Origin of the sequence: Rhodopirellula bahusiensis (assembly GCF_002727185.1) — a bacterium.
In the GTDB taxonomy this organism is placed as follows: Bacteria; Planctomycetota; Planctomycetia; order Pirellulales; family Pirellulaceae; genus Rhodopirellula; species Rhodopirellula bahusiensis.
This window is the reverse complement of the sequence record NZ_NIZW01000014.1, coordinates 14,141-38,074: the sequence shown is the minus strand read 5'-3', so window position 1 is coordinate 38,074 and position 23,934 is coordinate 14,141. Positions and strand designations below refer to the sequence as shown.

Below are 23,934 nucleotides of genomic sequence, written 5' to 3'. Positions count from 1 at the left end.
TCGGAAAACGAACAAGGATGTGGATCGTCCGCTCCATCTGCGGTGGTCATTGTTCGTCTGGGATACTGTGCAGAGTGCGCGTCGGACACGCGATTTACACCTCTCAATCGATTGACCCAAACGGGCCCGTCGCTTCCAATCAAGCCAAATTGAACGTTCGCCTAGCGAGGTTGTTTGAGAGGTTTCCACGACTTCTGAAACGCGTCGAACTGAAACCATGCCAACCGCCCACGCCCCACGACTGAACTACTTGCCGGCGGTGAGTGCGGGTCGGGAGAGACATTTCCATTGAGCGATCCACAACCGGTCCCCAAACCACTGGTCGTCGGAGTGGGCGCAGGCGCGGGCGGAATCGAAGCCCTGAGAGAACTTTTGGCGTCGCTGGGCGACTCACCTGACTTGGCCGTGGTGTTTGTCGCCCATGATTCATCGGAATTGCACTCGCCCCAAGCCGGTGAACTGGCGAGTGTGACTCCCCTTCAAATTGTCGAACTGAAGTCTCGCAAACAACTGAAACCCAACACGGTCTATCTCTGCCCACCCAACAGCCTGCTCACCATCAGCAGCGGTTCCCGGTTGATGCTGAAACAAGCCACCGAAGGAAACTTTGCGACGCCGATCGACCACTTCTTTCATTCCATTGCGGATACACAAGGCGAACAGGGCGTTGGTGTAATTCTGTCCGGTATGGGCACCGATGGAACGCTGGGTTTGAAATCCATCAGCGACGCGGGAGGGATGACGTTTGCCCAAACATCCGGTTCGGCAAAATTTGATTCGATGCCTCGAAACGCCGCGACCACCGGCGTGGCTGATCATGTGCTCTCACCGGAGAAGATCTCGCATGAACTGAAAGACTACGTTCGCTATCTCAAGCAGCAGTCGGACGAACTGGCGAGCGGATCGATGCTCGAACAAATCGAACGATCCATTCCCGAAGTCGCAGAGATTCTGTACAGCGCGACCAAGCACAATTTCAGACACTACAAAACCGGCACACTGACTCGGCGAATTCTGAGGCGAATGCAAGTCCTGCAGATCCCTCACATCGCCGAATACATGAATCGGATGCGTGACGATCAGGAAGAGACTCAAAATCTCTTTCGCGAATTGTTGATTGGTGTCACCGAGTTCTTTCGGGACCCTGCATCCTTCGCGAGGCTAGCTGGCGAAGTAATCCCCAAGATTTTTGAAGGACGACCTGCAAACGACCCGGTCCGAATATGGGTTCCCGGATGCGCGACTGGTGAGGAAGCCTACACCCTCGCCATTCTGTGCCATGAATATTTGGATCGCCTGCAGACTCAAAACGGCGACAAGCTGTCCAACGAGTCTCTTCCTTCTTTTCAAATCATCGCCAGCGACATCGATGAGCGTGCGTTGGCAATTGCTCGGCAAGGTGTTTACCCACTCGGGATCAGCGAAAACATATCCGAGGCGAGATTGAAGCGATTCTTTGTCAAACGCGGCAAGCGATTTCACGTCAAAAGGAATCTGCGAGAATCCATCCTCTTCTCTCTGCACAACCTCATCAGCGACGCCCCGTTCTCGCGACAAGATTTGATTTCATGTCGGAATCTGTTGATCTATTTGGGGCCGCATTTGCAGAAAAAACTCATTCCGCTGTTTCACTACGCTCTGCGACCCAACGGATATCTTTTCCTTGGACCGAGCGAGTCCATCTCGACGCACGGTGAACTATTTCGCAGTGTCGACACGAATCACCGAATCAATCAACGCAGAGGAACTGCAACCGTTGTCGCAACAGGTGACTCCCGCAGTTTCCTCAGCTCGGTCGAAGCGGCCCGGCCCGCAGCGATCGTTCCCCAGGTCGACGACAACCAGGAAGTTCATCAGGTACTGCAGCGGATCATCTTGGACGAGTTCGCTCCCAAATCGCTGGTGGTGGATATCGAAGGCCAGGTCGTCTGTTCGCTTTCCGACACCAGCCCGTACCTGTCCAGCGGCGAAGGCTCATTTCAAAACAACCTGATCGCGATGGCTCGCCGCGGGCTACGCATCGGACTTCGAAGTGCATTCGCGGAAGCCAAAACCAACCGCCGCCGGGTCGTTCGCGATGATCTTTCGGTTCGCTGCGACGAGGGCAACCAACGAGTGAAGTTGACCATCCAGCCCATGATGGGGTTGGGTCACGAAGCCGATTTGTTCATGGTGGTTTTCCAAAACTTTGGACCTCCCGTTCCTGCGAGTGATAACAAGCAGGATGGGTCAACGACGTCGGAGCTTTCCAAGGGATCGAACGAAGACGCCCAACGATTGATTGAGCAACTCGAACGAGAACTTGCAGCAACCCGCGAGGACCTCGAACGTTCGATGCAGGAGATGGAGGCCACCAACGAAGAGCTGAAATCGTCTTACGACGAGATGCTCGCCATGAACCGAGGCTTGCAGACGGCCAACGACAACTTGGAGAATTCGAAAGAAGAAATCCGAAGCAGCAGCGAAGCGGTTGCTCGCGCCAACGCGGACCTGGAAAACTTGTTGCGTAGCACGCGAATCGCCACCATCTTCTTGGATGACGATCTGTCGATTCGAAGCTTCACGCCAGCCGCAACCGAAATCTACGGTTTGATTGCAACGGACGTCGGACGGCCGCTGACACAAATCGTCCCCAATGTTCACAACATGCCGCCGCTTCCGAACTGGGATCAGTTGGTGCAGGCGGACGGCGTCGAAGACACCGTCGTCGCTCATTCTGGAAAAGCGTTCATTCGTCGGGTGCTGCCCTATCGGTCGCACTTGGGCGACCACGATGGCATTGTGCTGACGTTCACCGACGTGACGCAGCTCCGAGAAAGCGAAGAGCTGTTTCAATCACTCGTCCGGGCCTCGGCTCAAATCGTTTGGATCGCCAATACGGATGGTGTCGCCGATTCTGATTCACCAAGTTGGCGTGAATACACGGGACAAACCTTGGATCAATGGCTCGGCTTCGGCTGGCTCGACGCGATTCATCCCGATGATCGTGAATTGACTCAAAAGGTGTGGACAGAGGCGGTCGCCAAAGATCGCCCGCTCGTGATGGAATATCGCCTGCGAAACCGCCACGGCGAATACCGATGGTTCCAAGTCCGCACGGCACCTCAACGTCGTCCCGATGGAACGGTCAATCGTTGGGTCGGCATGAACATCGACGTTCACGATCAAAAGCAAAGCCGTCTGGAGCTTGTTGATCGCGAAGCACACCTGCGTCGTGTGATCAACAATCAACTCGGCTTGGTGGGCGTGATTGATCGCAACGGAATGTTGCTGGAAGTCGACGACCGATCACTGGAATACGCGAGGGTTCACCGCAAAGACGTCATCGGCAAACCATTTCATGAGGCACCATGGTGGAGCTACGACCCCGACGTTGCGCAGCAAATGCGAGACGCGATGCAGCGAGCGTTCCAAGGTGAACCCGTGCGATACGATGTGTCGTTGTTCGCACATGGCGACGACGGCGTGATGATTGACTTCATGATCGCGCCGGTGTTCGATGACAACGGCAACATCGAGTACCTGATTCCCTCAGGCGTTGACATTCGCGATCGCAAAAAGGCGGAGCTTGAACAACAAGAAGTCGCAGTTCGGCTGGAGGCCATCTTCAACACTGCGGTGGATGGCATCATCACGATCGATCGTCGAGGAACCATCAACTCGGTCAATGTCGCGGCCACCAGAATCTTTGGCTACGAGGTCGATGAACTGGTTGGCAACAACATCAAAATGCTGATGCCCGAACCGGAACACAGCGAGCACGACGGCTATTTGCAGACTTACGAACAAACGGGCCAGCGTCACATCATCGGCCATCAGCGACAGGTGATTGGTCAACGTAAAGATAGATCCACCTTTGATTTGGATTTGTCGGTGAGTGAAACGTCTTTGTCGGGCGACCACAAATATGTTGGCATCGTTCGCGACGTGAGCGATCGCGTCCGTTCCGAACAGGCCAAAAAGAACGCTTCGAGACGGATGCAAATGGCTTTGCGAGCGGGCGGGATGGCCGCTTGGGAATGGACACCCAAGAAATGTTTCTGGACCAAAGAGATGTACGAACTGTTTGGTCTGTCAGACGATCAGAAAGCCAGCTCCGAACTCGGTTTTTCGTTGACGCATCCCGATGATCTCGAAGCGTTGAAACGGCACTGGCAAGACGCAATCGAGGGGAATTGCGACTATGAGATCGAGTTCCGGATCGTTCGCCCCGACGGGAAGATGCGTTGGATCACCGGAATGGGCGAAGTGGTCCGCGGGAAAACCGGAAAGGTCACTCGCATGTACGGTGTGAATTGGGATTCAACCCAAGAACACGTGCAGGCGGAAACCCTGCGTGAGAGCGAGCGACGAGCCACCGAAGCTAGCGCATCCAAGAGTGCGTTCCTCGCGAACATGTCTCACGAAATCCGCACACCGATGACTGCGATTTTGGGATACGCGGAATTGCTGCAAGATCTCATTCACGACTCCGAAGGCCAGCATCACCTCCAAACCATTCGCCGAAATGGCGACTATTTATTGGACATCATCAACGACATTTTGGACTTGTCGAAAATCGAAGCGGGCAAACTCGATGTTGAGAACGAGGCATTCGATCCGGCGCACTTGATCGAGGATGTTCGAAGCATCATGGAAGTCCGGGCCACAGAAGCCGGGCTGGAGCTGACAGTCAACTACGGGCAAAAGATTCCTTCCCAAATCCGATCGGATTCAAAACGTCTCAAACAAGTTCTCATCAACTTGGTCGGCAACGCGATTAAGTTCACTCCGGACGGGAACGTTCGACTGGTGGTTCGCATGGATTCCAACCCAGTTCGTTTGTGCGTCGATGTGATTGACACTGGCATTGGGATTGCACCTGAACAACAAGAGCAACTGTTCCAACCGTTCTCACAGGGTGACTCCAGCGTCAGCCGGACGTTTGGCGGAACAGGTCTGGGATTGACGATCAGCCGGCGGTTGGCAGAAATGCTGGGTGGCACCATTTCGTTTCAAAGCGACCTGGGGAAGGGCAGCACGTTCACACTGAGTGTCTTCCCTGGCGACTTGGCGGATGTTCCCATGGTGGATCACTCACAACCACAAGAGGAACTCGCTGATCGTTCGGACGAATCGCCAGCAGAGAAGATTGAATTGAATTGCTACGCGTTGGTGGTGGATGACCGTCGCGACATTCGCTTCCTCAGTCGCCACATTTTGACCAAAGCGGGCGCGACGGTTGAGGAATGCGCCGACGGGCAACAAGCTGTTGACAAGATCATCGAGGACATGAAAGTTGAACATTGCCCCGACGTCATCATCCTTGATATGCAGATGCCGAACTTGGACGGATACGCGACCGCGAGAAAGCTTCGAGAACTCGGTTACGATGCTCCCATCATCGCTCTGACCGCAGACGCGATGCAGGGCGACATGAACCTGTGCTTGAAGGCGGGCTGCAACGATTACCTCAGCAAACCGATCGACGCTGCGAAACTTCTACGGTTGGTCAGCAATTTGACATGAGCGAGCTGACCACCACCGAACAACAACTGCGTTTGGCTTTGTCGATGTCGTCCATGGGCGTCATCCACATCGACTATGAGACCGGACTCGCATCCGCCGACCAGCAAGCTGCGCGGTTGTTCGAGCTACCTCCCGGCCAGCAAGTTGATCGGCAGACGGTCCACGCCAAGTTTCATCCCGAGGATGCACCTGCCATTAATCGGCATGTCGCCGAATCACTGGACCCGAATGGTGCGGGTGAATTCTCGATGGAGCATCGCATTATCCGTCAAAACGGAGAAGTGCGTTGGCTCAGCATTCGGAAGAAGGTCGTTTTCGAGGAACGCGACGGGAAACAAACGCCGGTCTCGTCGCTTCTGGCCGCCGTTGACATCACTCACAAAAAGAACGCCGAAGACAGCCTCAAGCGATCACAAGAAACGTTCGAGAACTTGGTTCAAAACAGTCCGTTTGGGATCTACGTTGTCGATGACACGCTGGCGATGCGTTATGTCAGCAAGGGCGCTCGCGAAGTTTTCTCTCAGTTCAGACCGATCGAAGGTCATGACTTCGAGGAAATCATGTTCACGCTTTGGCGTGAGGACTTCGCCGCGGAGATCGTGGAACACTTCAAGCACACACTCAAAACCGGTGAACCCTATCAGGCACCCGCTTTCGTTGAGAATCGAAACGACACCGACCAAGTCGAATCCTACGAATGGGAAATCGAACGCACGACGCTTCCCAACGGCCAATTTGGAGTGGTGTGCTATTTCTACGACGCCACCGAACACGAACAAGTCGCTGAATCCATCCGTCGTCGAGAGCAGTATTTTCGCGAAATGACGGACGCTGCTCCGGCGATGTTGTGGGTGACCGACACCGATCACTCCTGCACATTTCTATCGCGTGGCTGGCAAGACTACACCGGGCAATCTCAAGTCGAAGGCACGGGCATCGGTTGGTTGGAAATGGTTCATCCGGACGACCGAGATGACGCTCGTCGACTCATCTTCTCGGCGCTGAATCAACGCAAACCATTCGAACATGATTTCCGACTTCAAAACGCCGACGGAAGCTATCGGTGGGCCATCGATGCGGGCCGGCCCAAGTTCGGCTCCAAAGGCGAATTCGAGGGATACATCGGAAGTGTGATCGATGTGCACGACCGCCATTTGGCCGAAGAATCACTTCGCCAACGTGCCTCAGATATCGAAGCCAGTGAAAGCCGGCTTCGATTGGCAGCTGAAACGACCGGTTTCGGAACCTATGACATCACGACCACGGGCTCCCAAGACATTTGGTCCGATGAGCTGTTTCGCATCCTTGGCCTGCCACCGGACGGTATCGCGGATGAAAACCGCTATGAGATGTTGGTGCATCCGGAAGATCGCGATCAATTCCGAGAAGCTTTGCAGCAATCCATGGCAGCGGATGGCCCCGATCGCCACTCGGTTGAGTTTCGCGTCATTCGGCCCGATGGCGAAACTCGCTGGCTCGTCGATACCGGCCGCACGTTTCGCGAAGGTATCGAACAAGATCGTCACGTTGTCCGCCGCGTCGGCACGGTTCAAGACATCACTGACCGCAAGGTTTTCGAACAATCGCTGCAACGCGCTAAACAAACTGCTGAGATGGCCAACCGTTCTCGCGGCGAGTTCCTGGCCAACATGTCGCATGAAATCCGAACACCGATGTCGGCCATCCTTGGTCACGCTGACATTCTGAACGATCACTTGAAGGATCCGGACAACTTGTTGGTCGTGGAAACGATCCGGCGAAACGGGAATTTCTTGCTGGCGATCATCAACGACATCTTGGATCTATCTAAAATCGATGCGGGCAAAATGGACCTGCAGATGCAATCCGTTCGGCCGGATACCATCGTGGGCGACATCCGATCTTTGATGGACGTTCGAGCCGCGGAAAAGGACCTGCCACTCAAAGTTGAATTTGCCGGCCCCATTCCGGAAACCATTCGCACCGACGCGATTCGGTTGCGTCAGATCCTTTTGAATCTGCTTGGCAACGCGATCAAGTTCACCAACGATGGCGAAGTGCGACTGCACATCCGCTATGACGAGCGATCCAAGCTGTTGAACTTCGATGTGATTGACACCGGTGTCGGCATTTCGCCGGACAAACTGGACACCTTGTTCGAACCGTTCACGCAAGTCGATAGCACTTCGACCCGGTCGTACGGTGGAACGGGATTGGGACTCACCATCTGTCGTCGATTGTCGCACGCGTTGGGCGGCCAAATCGATGTTTCTAGTCAACCTGGCAAGGGCAGCCGGTTCACCTTGTGCTTGAAGGTCAACGCCAGCGGCAAACTGGTCCAACCCAACCTCAACAGCCTACCAACTGTCGAAAAACCTCAGCCAGAGATTCAGCTGTCGACCAGTGTTTTAGTGGTCGATGACCGAAGGGACATCCGTTATTTGGCCCAACACTTCATCGAGAAAGCGGGCAGCACGGTTTACACAGCAACAAACGGACAGGAGGCGATCGACTTCATTGAATCGCCCGACTCACCGCCGGTCGACTTGATCGTGATGGACATGCAAATGCCGGTCATGGATGGATACGAAGCCACCACCGAACTCCGACGGCGCAAATGCAAATTGCCGATCATCGCTTTGACCGCCAACGCGATGAAGAGCGACCGCGAAGAATGCTTGGCGGCGGGTTGCACCGACTACACCACCAAACCGTTGGATCAACAGAAGCTGATTCAAATGATTGCCCGCCTGACCACCTAGATCATCATGCAACCGACCGACTCTGATTCCGTCCCGATGGTTTTTGCAATCGCAACCATGGACACCAAAGGCGAAGAACTGAGTTTCGTGGCGGAGCAGTTGCGGGCTCAAGGGTTGTCCGTCGCAACGGTCGATGTCGGAACGCTTGACCCGCCAACTATCGAGCCGACTGTCACGCGAGAGCGGGTCGCTCGATGCAATTCGACCACCGACGCTTTGAATGTTGACGATCGCGGCCAAGCCATTGATGCCATGAGCATCGCACTTCAACACTACCTCTCACATGAACATCAATCGGGCCGAGTTGCCGGTGTGATCGGATTGGGAGGCACCGGCGGAACGGCATTGATCTGCCCGGCGATGGCAGCTCTGCCGATCGGGCTTCCCAAGTTGATGGTTTCCACCGTGGGCGGTGGCGATGTTTCCGCGTTTGTTGGCGGCAGTGACATTCTGATGTTCCCATCAATCGTCGATGTCGCGGGACTGAACCAAGTCTCGACCAAGATCCTCTCCAACGCGGCCCACGCTTTGACGGGAATGGTTTCGATCCCAACTCCAGAGGTGAAAGTTCGGCCGGCGATTGGCTTGACCATGTTCGGCGTCACAACGACGTGCGCCACCGCTGTTCGGTTGTCGCTGGAAGCGGACGGATTGGATCCGTTGGTCTTTCACGCGACTGGAACCGGCGGCCGCGCGATGGACAAATTGGTCGAATCGAAAATGATTCGAGGTGTCTTGGACATCACCACGACTGAAGTTGCCGATGAGGTGGTCGGCGGTATCTTCCCAGCGGGACCAACACGTTTCGATGCGATTTTGAAGTCGGAAGTGCCTTACGTGATGAGTTTGGGTGCGGTGGACATGGTGAACTTCCGAGCCCGATCCACCGTGCCGGAAAAGTTCAGCGATCGATTGCTGCATGTTCACAACCCGCAAATCACATTGATGCGAACAACACCGGAAGAGAACCGCGAAATCGCTCGCTGGATCGCCAACAAGGTCAATCGCTCGACTGCCGAAGTGGTGATTCTGATTCCGGAGAAAGGCGTCTCGGCGTTGGATGCTCCTGGCCAACCGTTCTTTGATCCGAAAGCTGACGAAGCACTCTTCAGTGAGCTGGAAAGGTGCGTTGAGACGACTCCCAATCGAGCCGTTCGTCGCTTACCGTATCACATCAATGATCCGGAATTCGCGAATGCGTTGACGGACGCTTTTCGAACGATGTGGAACCGTTTTTGAATCGGAACCGCGTGAAATTCGATCCTCTTCCAAATCGATGACTCATCCAGCACCACGCACCATGACTCAGACACGCGAATCCATTCTGGCCGGATTTCGAGAGAAACAGGCGGCCGGCAAACCAATCATCGGCGGTGGAGCCGGTGCCGGCATCTCTGCCAAATGCGAAGAGGAAGCTGGCATCGACTTGATCGTTGTTTACAACTCAGGCCGTTACCGAATGGCGGGACGCGGTTCTCTGTCGGGGTTGCTTCCGTATGGGAACGCCAACGAGATCGTGAAGGGCATGGCGCCCGAAATCCTGACCGCGGTCAAGCACACACCGGTTTTGGCGGGCGTTTGCGGAACCGATCCATTTCTCTTGCGAGATCATTTCTTGCAGGAGCTCAAATCGCTTGGGTACGCCGGCATCCAGAACTTCCCGACGGTGGGGCTGATCGACGGTACGTTCCGAGCCAACCTGGAAGAAACGGGCATGAGTTTCCAGCTGGAAATCGAATGCATCGCGGCGGCTCATGAAATGGATCTTCTGACCACACCGTATGCATTCGACCCGGAGCAAGCACGCGAATTGACGAGCGCGGGAGCTGACATCATCGTCGCTCACATGGGACTGACAACGTCCGGAACGATCGGTGCTCAAACTGCGATGACGCTCGACGACAGTGTCCGCGCCGTCGACTCAATTGCCTCCGCGGCTCGCGATGTTCGCGCGGATGTGTTGGTGCTTTGTCACGGCGGTCCCATCGCAGAACCGGATGACGCTCAGTACGTCATGGACCGTTGTCCGATCGACGGTTTCTATGGCGCGAGTTCGATGGAACGCCTGCCCACTGAACGTGCTATCACCAACCAGGTGCGATCCTTCGTCGATCTGAAACTTTCTCGGTAAAGTCGACCCGATCGACAATCTCCGAAAATTCATCCTGAAGCATCAAACTCAGACCGGAGTCTTGGTCGATACACGTGAGGAACGTCCCGCCTGCATGGAGCGAACCCTCAAGTGCGAATCGACACGCGCCAATCCGGAGTGATGACGCTCGAAGACCATCGTCGGGCTGCCGACCAAAACGTGCAAAGCGTCTTCAGCGAGGTGCTGGAGAACTTTGGCCGCGAAGGGTATGCAAACGCCGAACCGGTCTCGACCGAAACCCCGTTGGATTCACAGATCCAGCAATCCTGGACCAATTGGTATCGAGTCGAACAACTTGGGCGTTATCGCGGCCAAGAGGACGCGGCGGCCCTCGGCGAATCCTACGCCGGCGTGATGTCCCAGGCCTACGACGAAGGCGGCTATGCGACACCGAAGGACTTCCTACGCGGACTGCCAGCGGAAGAACTGGAAACCGTCCAGACGATCCATCGATTGGCCGATCCAATCCAGGTCGATTCGTTGAGCGAAGAAGGGGCCCTCAATCTGCTGGTCCCACCCGCCGCACAAGTGGACCTCAACCGAGATGGGATCACACAGTCAGGCAGAGCCAACGGCATTCGGTTTCCCGACAGCACCACTTCGCCTGAGGTGACGGAAGCTTGGAATGAGGCGACCGCGGGCATGTCCTGGGGCGAGCGTGCGATTTACGAACTGCGAATGAAACTTCCTGTGTTGACAGCGAATTTTGTCGTCAACGGCGAAGGCCAAATCACTGGGCAGCGTGAACCGGGCGATCCTGATTGGGTCAATCCAATGGAAGACCCCGAGTACTCCTTCGTCGATGAAACGCAACGTTGGATCGACTACTTGGACTACTTCAAGAACCAGATCGATCCGGATCAGTACGCCAAAGATCGAAGCTTCTTCGAGTCGTTCCAGCAAAAGCTGATCGAACACGACGCTCCCTGAGGCCCCTCGTCGGAACGAGCTCGCAGCTAGTGCTTCGACCGTGAAACGAACGCGGGAAACAGTTGTGTTTCACAGCGGTGGATTTCACGATCGCGTGATTCTCGTCTCTTTGAATCGCTGACAAACCAGCGACCACACTCTTTCAAAGAGAAACAAAATCCCAAACTTGATTGAAGTTCGGGGGGAGAGACGTATTCGCCTTGTGGCACCCGCGGAACCATTGGTAGAGACGGGAAGATCTCGTTTCTCGTGCCACGGATATGGCTGCTCATGCCGTCTCGATTCAACCGCTGCAATCTTTCAAGACATCGCTTCCTGGCGTGTTTTGTCTGCTGCCTGGCCATCGCCTGCTCACCAAATATCCTCCACGCCCAATTTGGCGGCGGTGGTGGTGGCATGGGTGGCGGCCAAGCTCAAGCGCCCGCAGCCGCAACCAAACCAAAATTTCGCGACCACATCCACAACCGTGACGGCATGGCACTGCGTCGCGAAGAAGGCGATGTTGTTGTTGCCGCAGTCCAACTGGTTGGCAACCAAGTCATCAGCTCCACCGACATCTTGGCGGAATTGCAAACCCGCAAAGGTCGTTTCTACAGCGAAGAAACTGTGCTGTCCGACATCGGTCGTTTGAACGACATGGGATCCTTCGATCACGTCACCTTTCAAACGGAAGAACGCGTCACGCCGGCCCCTGGCTCCAACGGCAGCGTAACACAGAAGAGCGTGTTGGTCACCTTCTACGTTCGCGAACGAGCGATGGTGTCGAAGGTCATTTACCACGGTGACTACGCGATGAACGGCCGCGAATTGTCGGGACGTTCAGGAATCGCCGAAGGCGATCCACTCAGCGAATTTGCGATCGAAACCGGCAAACGTCGATTGATCGACTACTACCACGAAGAAGGCTTCAACCAAGTCTCAATTGTAGCGTCCATCGGTCTGCCCGGTGATTCCAACGCGGTCGTCTTTCGGATCAATGAAGGCCCGAAAGAACGTATCGACGACATTCGTATCGAAGGCGCTTCGATCGTCAGTGAATCGCGTTTGAAGAAGGTCATTCAAAGCCGCGGTCCGATGATGGGCATCATGAGCTACATCGGAAATGTGGCGGACATGAAAAAGATCGACGCCGACGTCAACGTGCTGGCATCGTACTACCACAACCTTGGCTTTCTGACCGCGACGGTTGGACGCCGAATTGAATACGACCGAACCGGCAAATGGCTGACGATCGTGTTTGTGGTCAACGAAGGGCCGCGATTCAGCATCGGTGACGTCCAAATCGTTGGCAACGAGTACGTGACTGAGGAATCACTTCGAAGACGTCTCGAATTGAAATCCAACGATGTCTTCAGCGGCACCAAGATGCGAAAGGACATCGGCGAGATCGTTTACGGCTACGGTGAACTGGGCTTCATCTACGCCGAGGTCAATCCAAAGACGATCATGCGAGACGAGAACGGCATCGTCGATTTGGTTTACGAGATCACCGAAGGCGATCGCTGGAAAGTGAACAGCATTCGCGTGGAAATCGATGGGGAACCTCACCTCATGCGAGAGACCACGATGCTGAACCTGATCGAAATGCGAGAAGGTGACTACATCGACCGACGCGACTTAGAAACCGGCCGCAACCGAATTGAACGCAGCAATTTGCTGGAAACCAATCCAACGATCGCTGAACCGCCGGACATCATCGTGAAGCCGTTGGAGGGATCGCTGAGATGACCTCCAAAACAACAATGAATTCACTCCCGCTCGAGTCTCGCTTCAAGTCATGGATGCGTGCTGTGACCCAATCTTCTGAACCCGATGCTTCGCCAAACTCGAAGCATCACACGGCATCGCGCTGGATCGATGATATCAATCGTTCGCTGCTGACTCGCGTCTCGGCGTCCGCGTTGATTGCTTTGTCGTCCCACTTCCTCTCGCCTTCGGCAGGGGTCGCGCAAACGGCATACCCGCCACCGGCTCCACCCTCGTCCTACGGTGCGCCACCGCCGGCCCCCGCCACGACAACCTACGGGCAATCGGTCTATGGCGGCCCGTCCGCGTACGGTGCTCCCGGGACAACTGCTCCGGCAACGTCCGCTGCCGCACCCGCCGCCGGCAATCCCTACGCCGCACCAACCTATGGCGGAAACGGCGCTGTTCCCGCGACAACTTATCAAGGTGGCACTTACCAAGGTGATGTTTACCAAGGCGGAACTTTGCCCGGACCATTGCAGGGCAGTTTTCCATCCTCCACCAGTTTGGCACCACCGGTCGTCAGCCAACCCACCGTTCGCGAAGCCGATCTGATCATTCAAGGTTACCCCGCTCGGACGGGACGTTTGATGTTCGGCGGAGCAGTCAACAGTGACGCTGGAGTCACCGGCCAAGTCACGATCGATGAACGCAACTTTGACATCAGTCGTTGGCCGACCTCGTTTGGCGATCTGTTCAGCGGAACCGCGTTTCGTGGTGCAGGCCAAACGTTTCGAGTGGAAGCGGCCCCCGGCAGCGATTACCAGCGTTACACAGCCCAATTTGCTGACCCAAACTTGCTGGGCTACTTGCCGATCAGCATGTCGCTGAGCGGTTTCTTGTACGACCGCAATTTTGACGACTGGGACGAAAACCGCCTCGGTGGTCGAGCCAGCTTTGGTTACCGCGTGACGCCCGACCTTTCCGTCTCACTCGGGATGAGCGGACAGAATGTTGAGATCACTGACCCGCGAGTCAACACCGTTCCCGAACTGAATGCGGTGCTTGGCGACAATGCTCTGTTCAGCGGCATGGCATCATTGATCCACGACACACGCAACAGCCCACTGCAACCCAGTCGCGGTCACTACTTTGAACTGAGCTTCGAACAAACCTTCGGCGACTACGAATACTCCACCTTCGAAGCCGAGTACCGCAAATACTGGTTGCTTCGCGAACGTGCTGATGGTTCCGGAAAGCAGACGCTTTCGTACAGCGTTCAGCTCGGATTCAGCGGCGACGAAACTCCCATCTTTGAGAACTACTTCGCCGGTGGTTACGCAACGCTACGTGGTTTCGATTTCCGTGGTGCCAGCCCCGTCATCAATGGCGTCGAAGTCGGTGGCCAGTTCCAATGGTTGAACTCGGTCGAATACATGTTCCCACTGACGGCGGACGACGCTTTTCGAGGCGTTGCGTTTGTGGATTTTGGAACGGTCGAACAAGACATCGAGATCGATGCGGACAACTTCCGAGTCGCGCCCGGTTTCGGTCTTCGCGTTGCGATCCCGATGCTCGGCCCGGCGCCGCTGGCGTTCGACTTCGCGTTTCCAGTCGCAATGGCTGACACCGATGATGAGCGAATCTTCAGCTTCTACATGAGTGCGATCCGCTAATCACCTGATCGACTTTCCGGGCGGTCAGAAAGCAGGGCAACCAATCAGCCTTTCGCCGAACCGGTTCGGCTGGACGCGGCCTTCTCTTCGGCCGCACTCGGTCGAAAGTACTTTGGCAACACTTCCATCGGATCGGTGGTTTGGCCCACCAAAAACTTTTGGTGAGAATGTCCGGCTAAAGCGGAAGCCAAAGTTTGCTTCCTTCCGACCGGCTGCAAATGTTCCGTCGGCAGGCCCGGTTTGATTGCATCTCCCGTGACCCAGGTTCCGGGCGAGGCCGATTCCAAGGCTGCCAACCATTCGGCTCGATCCATCAACTCGACTTCTCGGACGGATTGCCATCCTGAGTCGGTTGCTTCAAAGGATCCGACAAACGTCTGACCTCGATAGGCGTCCAACCCAACGATCAATCGCTGGCCTGGATCCGGCAAGTCAACACCGGGACCGCCGGAGCGTGAAATTCCTGGGGGCAAAATTGCAGCTGCCAAAACGGACAGCGAATCCGAGGTCACCACGGGGATTCCCCATGCATAGGCCAAAGTTTTCGCCGTGGATGCGGCGATGCGCAAACCGGTGAATGATCCCGGACCATCGGCGACCGCGATGAAGTCGGGCCGGCTGGCTCGCGTTGCGGCGGCCGATTCAACTGGGTTGATCTGAGCATTCGAATCAGCTGGATTGAACTTCAACAGCAACGATTGCAACGCCGGGGTCAGCGATGCGGTCGCACGAACGTCGCCGGGCAGGTCGTCCGTTTGAGCGACTTCACCATCGCATATCAACGCCACCGATCCCTCTCGCCCGATGACTTCCAAAGCCAATCCGATGACCGGTCGTGGGCTGTCAGATTCGGTCTGGGAGGTCATGTTCGAGAACTCGTGGAGTCAATTGCGTGGGATTGTCGTGCAAATTTAGTCCAGACTACAATGACACCCGGCAGGTTTAGCATCCAGGTGAGGTGACCGAGGAATTTTGTGAAGCGAGCGTTGATCAGCGACATCCACGGGAACCTCGAAGCGCTGCAAGCGGTTCTGCAAGACATCGACTCGGTCGGTGTCCAAGAAGTCATATGCTTGGGCGATATCATTGGGTACGGACCCAATCCGTGCGAGTGTCTGGATCTGGTGATGCGGCGGTGCAAACACACCATCTTGGGCAACCACGACCAGGCGGCTTTGTTTGACCCCGACGGGTTCAACCCCATGGCCCTCCGCGCGATCTACTGGACTCGCGACGAGCTGGATAGTGGCAAAGGCGGCCCCGCCCAAGTCAACGCCCGGTGGGACTTCCTCGGGGAACTGCCACGGTTCATCGAGGACGGCGACTATAAATTCGTCCACGGTTCGCCTCGCGACCCAACCAATGAATACGTCTTCCCTGAGTACATGTACGACGCCCGCAAGATGGAAATCTTGTTCGGCAAAATCGATCAGTACTGCTTCATGGGACACACGCACTTGCCAGGCGTGTTCACCACCGAATGTGAATTCGTCACGCCGGACGAATGTGATCACACATATGCATTGGGCAACAACAAGCTGATGATCAACGTGGGAAGCGTTGGGCAACCGCGGGACGAGAACAATCAATCGTGCTACATCATCTTGGACACCGATGCCAAAACGGTGACCTATCGCCGGGTCGAATACGATTTCGAACAGACAGCTCAGAAAATTTACGCACAACTCGATCTGGACGATGCACTCGGCGATCGACTGAAGCGAGGACATTGATCGGGTGACACGTACAGCCATTCTTAGCGACATCCACGGAAACCTGTCCGCACTCGAAGCCGTCTTGGCGGATGTCGAATCACAAAAGGTGGACCGCATCGTCTGCTTGGGCGACGTGGTCGGCTATGGCCCGGAACCCTGTGCCTGCCTCGACACCGTGATGGGTTTTGACTTCTGCGTTTTGGGCAACCACGACAGCAGCTCGCTGTTTGACCCAGAAGGTTTCAACGTCGCGGCTGAACAAGCGATTTTCTGGACCCGCAGCCGGTTGGAAGAAACCGGAGACGATCCCGGTGCCAGCCGCAAGCGAATCGAATACCTGTGTGGCTTGCCACGCACGGTTCGCGAAGATCATTGGTTGTTCGTTCATGGTTCGCCCCGTGGACCAACGAACGAATACGTCTTCCCTGAAGACGCCCAGAACACCAAGAAGATGGAAAAGCTCTTTTCGCTCGTCCCACGAGTTTGCTTCCAAGGGCACACGCACGTTCCCGGCGTTTTCACCATGGAACAACGTTTCGTTCGTCCCGCGGACACCGGAACGGGATACTCGCTGGCCGACCCCAACGCAAAATTGATGATCAATGTCGGCAGCGTTGGTCAACCACGAGACGGTGACCCTCGCAGTTGCTACGCGATTGTCGAACCGGATTTGGTGATGTTCCGCCGAGTCGAATACGACATCGAACGAACGGTCCAGGCGATTGAGAAAGAAGCGGAGCTGGACAATTTCCTGGGCTACCGTCTTCGCGAAGGTCGCTGAGAAAGACTAGACGCGGACGTCGATGTGACCGCTGGCAAGTTGCTTTTGCACGTCGGCGACTTCGGCGATCATTTGAACAATCGCATCGCCGGTTTGTTTCTGCACATCCAGATTCTGCCCGAGCAAGGCCACATCAATCTGCGTTTGCGTCGCATCTTGGCGCGCTTGCAGAACCTGCTGAACGGCTGGTGGGATGGCACTCATGGTCAAACTCGCAAAAAGGTTTGCACGTTGCGTCGAACCAAGCACACCCTCGCTCGACACGCAAACCTACGCCATCTTTCGACTCGAGCCGCCTCATTCCTCCCCATCGGCGCGCGGAAACCACGCCGAACGTGCACCGATGTCCACGCTGATTCCGATTTTGCGGGTCGCGCGGGCAAGTGTCATCGGCCGTCACCCAGCCAACTCCACCGATCAGTTGCCTTGCAAGATCGCCGGAATTGGTTTGCCCGCGAGTTCGTCCATGATTCCCTGGCTGCGTTCCTGCGCGTTGAGGACTTCCATTTTCCCGACGAACAGCATCACTTCGCCGCCTTCGGGAATCGCGTCCTGAATCAATTTGCCAGCAGCACGCCCGGCCAAGTAGTTGCTGGTTCCGAGATAGAACTTTCGTCGCGAAGCGGGTGCATCGCTGTCCTGGCAAATCACCGCTGCTGCTTTGCAGGCATCGTTGATCATCGCAACTTGGTTTTCGGGATCGATTGGACTGATCGCGATTCCGTCCACTTTGGCCGCCACGTTGGATTCCAAGAATCGCTTTTGCTCTTCAATTGAACCTGACGAAGGCATCTGCACATCGACTTCGCAACCAAACTGCTCCGCGGCTCGCTTGCACCCCGCGTCGGCCAAAGTCCAAAATGGATCCAAGGAATTGGTGATGTAGGCGACACGAACGCCCGCCCCATCGATCTGTTCGTCGCCGGACAAAATCGGTCCGTTGCCTGATTTGATGGCATCGATGTCTGCGGCAAACTCATTGACGTTTTCACCGGTGATCGATCGGTGTGGAATGATGATCATTCCCGACTCTGGCACATCGATTTCGCCGCCCTTCGCGAGAGTCGTCAACCACTGCACGCTTCGAAAGCCAAACGCGTAGGGTTGTTGGACGACGGTTCCGTGCACGGACTGATCGCGGATGCCCGCCAAAGTGTCCGGGTGCTCGTCGAAACCAACCACGGCGACTTTTCCAATCGCGTCACTGCTACGAAGCCCAGCCAGAATCATTGGCGTGTTCTGGCTCCACAACCCGACCAAGCAAGCCACATCTGGATGCCGCAGCAATGTTGTCTCGGTGTTTTCCTTCGCTTTCGAGTTGTCTTGGTTGTCGGTCAAAATCCCTAGCACGGTGTAATCGCCGCACTGCCTTGGGAAACCAGTCGCGTCCGCGGAAGCTTCCGCCACCGCGCCGGAGCTCGATTGTGCTTTCTCTGAGGAACTGGAATCAGATTTGCTGCATCCAAGCACCAGAACCAGACCGAGACATCCCAACCAATAACGAGTCATAGCGACCATTCGCGAACGAGAACCAGAAGAAGAAACACAGCCAGTCTAGCAAAGTCACTCGGTGTCCATGCAGCGATGCTTCGGCATACCGAAAGCTTGAAAGCCCGCCCAATGGTTCGCGAAATCGCGTTCAATCGGAGAAAGATTTGGCGGAAGCCGTGACTCGATCAGACATTTTATTCCCACGACTTCCGATTCCGCGACGCATAAAATTCAGTGGATCCCGTCGCGAACGACTCCCGCAGCTCTTCCCCCAACAACCATTCAGGTGCCTCATGAACACGTCCGTCAAAACATTCTCTCCAACCAACCATCGCGTGCCCGCATGGGCGTCCGCGAGTCTCGCAACTTTGGCAATCGGAATGCTGGGAGCGTTTCTCTTCGCTTCGGATGCGTCCGCGCAGGGATACCGATATGGGATCCAAAGTAACGGATTCAATCGTGGCGGCAGCTCCATCATTGGCCAGCGAGGTGGCTTGCCTCAGAACAATTACACCGCCAATCGTCCTGCCGTGAGCTCAAGCAGTTCGAACCGTGGGTCGGTGACAAATTACTACTACAACACCCCACGTCGATACAGTTATCGCCGAGGCTACGGTGGATATGGGTACGGCGGGTACGGGTATGGTTACGGCGGCTATGGATACGGGTTTGTCCCCGGATCGGTCAGCGGGACGGGATTGCAAATCGGCCCCGGCGGCGGAGTGCAATTTGGAACCGGAACCTATTTCACTGTGCCGCGCTACTACGGCGTGCCAACCTACCGGTCCCGTTGAGCCGAGCTGCTGGCGGGATGGACCGCGAGGTGGAATGGTGGCGAAGCGACCCAAAACTGGCCGACAAACGAAGTTCACGCCTCTTTTGGTTCGCCCTTTGCCTGTGAGTGGGCTGTGACCATAATGTCGGCCCACATTCCCAACGCACCAGGATCTCCTCATGTCTCTCGCCGTCGAGTCCAAACCAGACGTGGATCACCAATCCACCTATTTCCGCTGTATTTCAGGCTGCAGCGCAAAGCACTCGATCTTTGATGTGATCTACACCTGCCCAACTTGCGGCAGCTTGCTAGAGGTCTATCACGAGCGAGAGCCACTGAAAAAGAAGAACGCCTACCAATGGCAACAACTCTTCGATTCGCGTGCCAGCACCTCAAAATGGCCGTTTGGTAGCGGTGTCTGGGGCATGCGGGAATGGGTCGTCCCGTCCCTCGCCGACGAAAACGTCGTCAGCATGTTCGAGGGAAACACAAACCTGTTTTGGGCAGAACGACTCGGTGATCAACTGGGCGTTCCTGATCTATGGATCAAGCTGTGCGGCAACAGCCACACCGGCAGCTTCAAAGACTTGGGCATGACGGTGCTGGTCAGCGTCGTCAAACAAATGATGGCCCAAGGAAGCAGCGTCAAAGCGGTCGCTTGTGCCAGCACCGGTGATACCAGCGCGGCACTCGCCGCATATGCGGCCTACGCCGGTATCCCTGCTGTGATCTTCTTGCCCGCTGGGAAAGTCAGCACGGCTCAGTTGATCCAGCCCGTTGCCAATGGTGCTCACGTGTTGGCACTCGACACTGACTTCGACGGCTGCATGAAAATTGTCCAAGAAGTCACCAAGGATGATTCGATCTATCTGGCCAATTCGATGAACAGCCTTCGGATCGAAGGTCAAAAAACGGTCGGCATCGAATTGGTTCGCCAGTTCGAATGGGAAGTCCCGGACTGGATCATCATCCCGGTTGGTAACCTTGGCAACATCAGCGCTCTTTACAAGGGATTCAAGCTGATGCTGGATTTGGGCCTGATCAATCGCATGCCGCGCCTCGTCGCCGCTCAAGCGGAGCGTGCCAACCCGTTCTACACTGCCTACAAGAATGGCTTTGCTGAAAAGGTCAGCGTCACAGCTCAAGACACACTTGCGAACGCAATTCGCATTGGTGATCCGGTCAGCTACGCGAAAGCGGTCAAAGCCGTCCAAGAGACCAACGGCATTGTCGAACAAGCCACCGAAAATGAATTGGCGGAAGCTTCCGCAACCGCCGATTTGACTGGCATGTTCACTTGCCCTCACACCGGCGTCGCCTTGGCCGTGCTAAAGAAATTGATCGATCGAGGCGAGATCTCTTCGAAAGACAAGACCGTCGTCATCAGCACCGCACACGGGCTGAAGTTCACCGATTTCAAAGTCGGCTATCACGAGTCAACTTTGGATGGCATCGACAGCAAACATGCCAACCCAGCGGTCCATTTGCCCGCCGACGCCAGCGCTGTCAAAGACGAAATCGCCCGACGCCTCGAACAGCACAACGGCTGATTCAGCGAACTCGCTGCGAAACATCACACAGCGGTGACACCCACCGCTTGCTCACGCGGCATCTTGCTCGACTTTGCCGTTCGCTCGACAGCTTTGTCCGAGTCATCGGTTGGCACCCAAATCTGAAACTCCGTTCCAACGCCGTCTTCTGAGGCGATATCGATGGTGCCACCGTGTCTTTTCACAATGATTTGATACGCGATGGAGAGCCCTTGACCGGTGCCTTTTCCAACTGGCTTCGTGGTGTAGAACTGGTCAAAGCATCGGCGACGAACGGATTCCGGCATGCCGTTGCCTGTGTCGCCGACGGTGATCAATACCCCATCATCTTTGAGCGACGATGTCACCGAGATGCGTCCGAGTTCACTGGACGACGAAACCTCGCTCTTCTCGCCAATCGCATCCGCCGCGTTGACGAACAAATTGCAAAACACTTGCGAAAGTTCATTTGCGTGACAGTCGATGTTGGGTTCCGCCTCGCACAGTTCCAACTCCATCTCAGCAGCGTATTTCCAACGCCCACGTGAAATCGCGACGGAGTTTCGTAAGACTTCATTCACGCTGGTGTTTGCTTTGCCAGACTGCCCGGGATGAGACAGCACTCTCATTGCTCCGACGATCTGCACAACGCGGCTGATCGACTCCTGCGTGTCAGCGATTGCCGCATCACTTTCGCCCAGCAACCTCTTCCATCGATCGCTGTTCAGCTTGTTGGTAATTTCTTGAATCTCCGCATCGTCGGATTTGTTTTCCGCGAGAAGCTGAAGTGTTTTCTGCACGTTTTCTTGGAAGTCTTGCAAGAATTCGATGTTGCCCGACATACACTGAAGCGGGGTATTGATCTCATGTGCGATCCCTGCCGCCAATTGACCGACCGCTTCCATCTTCTCAGCAGCGTGCAATCGCTCCTTCAAATCCGCTTGGCTGGTCATATCAACTGCCAACACAACCAACACTTCATTCCCCAAGAACTCGGCATGTTGCACGCTGATCGATGCGGGGTAAGTTGAACCGTCCTTCCGAACCGCGGTCGCTGATTGTTGAGTGAAGCCGGTTTGATCGTCGAATGCTGATAGCCGGAATTGCTTCAACTCTCCGAACTCTGTTTCGAAAATCGAATCAAAAGTTAACTCGGAGAACTCATCCTCATCCCACTGCAAGTTCGTTCGAGCGCCTCGGTTGAGGCTGAATACCTGCCCAGAATCAGCGTGAACAATCACAATCTCGTTCGGTGAGTCATCAAGGATTGCCGTCAGCGACTCGGCTCGCTCAGTCGCTTCCGCCAACGCGGATTGATCATCGCAAATGTGGTCGACCATTTTGTTGTAGCTATCAACCAAGTCACCGATGGCAGTGCCGTATTCAGGTTGCACTTTGCAGGATGGATCGAGCTTTCGCATTCTTGATGCGGCGTCCATGCTGACCGCCAAGTCCAGCAGACGACTCGACGCTTTGTGCTCAGCGACGTTGAGACCCAATCGCTCCGTCTCGGGATCAACTCGTAGTTGATAAAACACGCCGACTGTTCGCAGCAGCAGATAGGTGCCAACGAAAACAAACCCAAACGTCGCGAGAACTCCGAAGGCTTGCACCGCCAAGAAGTCCCAACGTGATAGGCCAGGAGCCAGCTCGTCAGCGCGAATGAACAGTGCCAGTGCGATCGTTCCCCACGCTCCACAAAATCCATGCACCGCGATCGCGCCCACAGCATCGTCAACTTTCAAGCGAATCAACAACAGATCAGCCAACAACACGACCACCCCTGAGACCGCCCCAATCAGTGCGGCTGACTTCGGATCGATCATGCTGCCTGATGCGGTGATCCCGACCAAGCCGCCGAGCAAACCGTTGATGATGGAACGTGGATCAGGCACACCTTCGCGAAACGATGACAGCAACATCGCAGCTAGACCACCAAAGCAGGCTCCCAACAACGTATTGACGGCAACAGGAGCGATTTCACTACTGGCTTTGAAGGTGCTCCCGCAATTGAATCCAAACCAGCCGAAGAAGAGGATGAAGGCACCAAGATACGCAAGCGTGAGATTACTGGGTTGAATCTCTCGAGGCGGACCGCTTTTCTGAAACCGGCCCATTCGTGGGCCAATGACGATGCAACTCGCCAGTGCCGCCCAACCACCGACGCTGTGCACGACCGTGCTGCCGGCAAAGTCTCGAAAACCCAATGCTTCGAGCCAACCGGCCGACATGCCGTTGATCCCGCTCGCCCAAACCCAATGACCGACGATGGGATAGATCAACGCAGAAATGCAAACGCACGAAATTAGGTACCCGTGAAACCGCATTCGTTCTGCGACTGCGCCGGAGACGATCGTCGTCGCGGTCCCGCAGAAGACGGCTTGGAATACAAAAAAGGCAGCCAACGAATCCGAAGATGCAAAGTCCGGCAACCAAAGTCCGACGCCAAACAGCCCCAAGACCGTGGAGCCAAACATGATCGAGAATCCGATCACCCAAAATGAGGCGACCGAGACAAGCAGGTCCGCCAGGTTCTTCACAGCAACACTGATCGAGTTCTTTTCACGGACGAGCCCCGATTCCACACACATGAAACCGGCTTGCATCAGCAGCACGATCACCGCACACAAAAGCAACCAGTCTGGTTGGTGCCCCATGTCTTGGGTGGCGTCGCCCAGCGGATAAGAAAGCAGCAACCTGGAATCTAACTCGAAAGCCATCATATTGTCCGTCAAACCTGATCTTCAGCCCTGACGCAAATCCGCCCTGCGTCCCAATTTGACGGACAAGTCCCTGACCCGCCGCCGATGGAAGCTTGGTGCGCAATAGCAACGACTCTCCAAGGTCAGAGGAAAAACCCTATGCCTCTTCAAAGCCCCCCGTCACTCTCTACCGGTCGTAGGGATTGAACTAGAGTCCAAAGCGAAATCTGCTGACCGCCGCAATGACT

The 23,934-nt window shown here is 55.6% G+C and carries 15 protein-coding genes; 11 read left to right on the top strand and 4 right to left on the bottom strand.

What is annotated here, in order from left to right; all coding sequences use genetic code 11:
* The first annotated feature begins 288 nt into the window (after positions 1–288).
* The 7 genes from CEE69_RS18035 to CEE69_RS18000 all read left to right on the top strand — a co-directional run bounded on the left by CEE69_RS18035 (position 289) and on the right by CEE69_RS18000 (position 14,693).
* Positions 289–5,508 (top strand): PAS domain S-box protein, encoded by a 5,220-nt coding sequence (locus CEE69_RS18035; RefSeq protein ID WP_099262023.1) that lies wholly within the window; start codon positions 289–291, stop codon positions 5,506–5,508.
* A complete protein-coding gene (locus CEE69_RS18030; protein WP_143549283.1) occupies positions 5,505–8,249 on the top strand; it encodes a PAS domain S-box protein in 2,745 nt (914 codons plus the stop codon). The genes CEE69_RS18035 and CEE69_RS18030 overlap by 4 nt, the downstream gene beginning before the upstream one ends.
* Before the next feature lie 6 nt (positions 8,250–8,255).
* On the top strand, positions 8,256–9,488 hold the full coding sequence (locus CEE69_RS18025) for a Tm-1-like ATP-binding domain-containing protein (protein ID WP_099262022.1): 1,233 nt from the start codon (positions 8,256–8,258) through the stop codon (positions 9,486–9,488).
* 37 nt (positions 9,489–9,525) lie between these two features.
* Complete coding sequence (locus tag CEE69_RS18020) at positions 9,526–10,380, top strand: phosphoenolpyruvate hydrolase family protein (protein WP_099262021.1); 855 nt, start codon at positions 9,526–9,528, stop codon at positions 10,378–10,380.
* Between the two features lie 111 nt (positions 10,381–10,491).
* Positions 10,492–11,331 carry a hypothetical protein gene (locus tag CEE69_RS18015; protein ID WP_099262020.1) on the top strand — a complete coding sequence of 280 codons (840 nt, stop codon included), beginning with the start codon at positions 10,492–10,494 and terminating at the stop codon, positions 11,329–11,331.
* 270 nt (positions 11,332–11,601) lie between these two features.
* Positions 11,602–13,059 carry a BamA/OMP85 family outer membrane protein gene (locus CEE69_RS18005; RefSeq protein ID WP_099262018.1) on the top strand — a complete coding sequence of 486 codons (1,458 nt, stop codon included), beginning with the start codon at positions 11,602–11,604 and terminating at the stop codon, positions 13,057–13,059.
* Positions 13,056–14,693: a BamA/OMP85 family outer membrane protein gene (locus tag CEE69_RS18000; RefSeq protein ID WP_099262017.1), complete on the top strand. Its 1,638-nt coding sequence runs from the start codon at positions 13,056–13,058 to the stop codon at positions 14,691–14,693. The genes CEE69_RS18005 and CEE69_RS18000 overlap by 4 nt, the downstream gene beginning before the upstream one ends.
* 44 nt (positions 14,694–14,737) lie before the next feature.
* Here CEE69_RS18000 and tsaB read toward each other — a convergent pair whose 3' ends face one another.
* The gene (gene tsaB / locus CEE69_RS17995; RefSeq protein ID WP_099262016.1) at positions 14,738–15,559 is read right to left on the bottom strand and encodes a tRNA (adenosine(37)-N6)-threonylcarbamoyltransferase complex dimerization subunit type 1 TsaB; all 822 of its coding nucleotides are present in this window, start codon (positions 15,557–15,559) and stop codon (positions 14,738–14,740) included.
* Between the two features lie 108 nt (positions 15,560–15,667).
* Between tsaB and CEE69_RS17990 the strand changes: the two genes are divergently transcribed.
* Both CEE69_RS17990 and CEE69_RS17985 read left to right on the top strand, forming a co-directional pair.
* Positions 15,668–16,426: a metallophosphoesterase family protein gene (locus tag CEE69_RS17990; protein WP_099262015.1), complete on the top strand. Its 759-nt coding sequence runs from the start codon at positions 15,668–15,670 to the stop codon at positions 16,424–16,426.
* A 4-nt stretch (positions 16,427–16,430) separates the two neighbouring features.
* Complete coding sequence (locus tag CEE69_RS17985; RefSeq protein WP_099262014.1) at positions 16,431–17,189, top strand: metallophosphoesterase family protein; 759 nt, start codon at positions 16,431–16,433, stop codon at positions 17,187–17,189.
* Positions 17,190–17,195: 6 nt separating this feature from the next.
* Here the strand turns inward: CEE69_RS17985 and CEE69_RS17980 are convergent, their stop codons facing one another.
* Entirely contained in the window at positions 17,196–17,393 is a 198-nt protein-coding gene (locus CEE69_RS17980) for a hypothetical protein (protein WP_233215361.1), read from the bottom strand.
* Between the two features lie 213 nt (positions 17,394–17,606).
* Positions 17,607–18,698: a substrate-binding domain-containing protein gene (locus CEE69_RS17975; protein WP_099262012.1), complete on the bottom strand. Its 1,092-nt coding sequence runs from the start codon at positions 18,696–18,698 to the stop codon at positions 17,607–17,609.
* Between the two features lie 275 nt (positions 18,699–18,973).
* On the opposite strand from CEE69_RS17975, the gene CEE69_RS17970 reads away from it, so the two are divergent.
* A complete protein-coding gene (locus CEE69_RS17970; protein WP_099262011.1) occupies positions 18,974–19,474 on the top strand; it encodes a hypothetical protein in 501 nt (166 codons plus the stop codon).
* 160 nt (positions 19,475–19,634) lie between these two features.
* A complete protein-coding gene (thrC, locus tag CEE69_RS17965) occupies positions 19,635–21,005 on the top strand; it encodes a threonine synthase (RefSeq protein ID WP_099262010.1) in 1,371 nt (456 codons plus the stop codon).
* 23 nt (positions 21,006–21,028) lie between these two features.
* Here thrC and amt read toward each other — a convergent pair whose 3' ends face one another.
* Positions 21,029–23,707, bottom strand: coding sequence for an ammonium transporter (amt, locus tag CEE69_RS17960; protein WP_233215360.1), 2,679 nt, complete (start codon positions 23,705–23,707; stop codon positions 21,029–21,031).
* Positions 23,708–23,934 lie beyond the last annotated feature (227 nt).

Coding starts and splice junctions, on each gene's coding strand:
- CEE69_RS18030 (WP_143549283.1), top strand. CDS start 5,505: ATGAGCGAGCTGACCACCACCGAACAACAACTGCGTTTGGCTTTGTCG.
- CEE69_RS18025 (WP_099262022.1), top strand. CDS start 8,256: ATGCAACCGACCGACTCTGATTCCGTCCCGATGGTTTTTGCAATCGCA.
- CEE69_RS18020 (WP_099262021.1), top strand. CDS start 9,526: ATGACTCATCCAGCACCACGCACCATGACTCAGACACGCGAATCCATT.
- CEE69_RS18005 (WP_099262018.1), top strand. CDS start 11,602: ATGCCGTCTCGATTCAACCGCTGCAATCTTTCAAGACATCGCTTCCTG.
- CEE69_RS18000 (WP_099262017.1), top strand. CDS start 13,056: ATGACCTCCAAAACAACAATGAATTCACTCCCGCTCGAGTCTCGCTTC.
- tsaB (WP_099262016.1), bottom strand. CDS start 15,559: ATGACCTCCCAGACCGAATCTGACAGCCCACGACCGGTCATCGGATTG.
- CEE69_RS17980 (WP_233215361.1), bottom strand. CDS start 17,393: ATGAGTGCCATCCCACCAGCCGTTCAGCAGGTTCTGCAAGCGCGCCAA.
- CEE69_RS17975 (WP_099262012.1), bottom strand. CDS start 18,698: ATGACTCGTTATTGGTTGGGATGTCTCGGTCTGGTTCTGGTGCTTGGA.
- CEE69_RS17970 (WP_099262011.1), top strand. CDS start 18,974: ATGAACACGTCCGTCAAAACATTCTCTCCAACCAACCATCGCGTGCCC.
- thrC (WP_099262010.1), top strand. CDS start 19,635: ATGTCTCTCGCCGTCGAGTCCAAACCAGACGTGGATCACCAATCCACC.
- amt (WP_233215360.1), bottom strand. CDS start 23,707: ATGATGGCTTTCGAGTTAGATTCCAGGTTGCTGCTTTCTTATCCGCTG.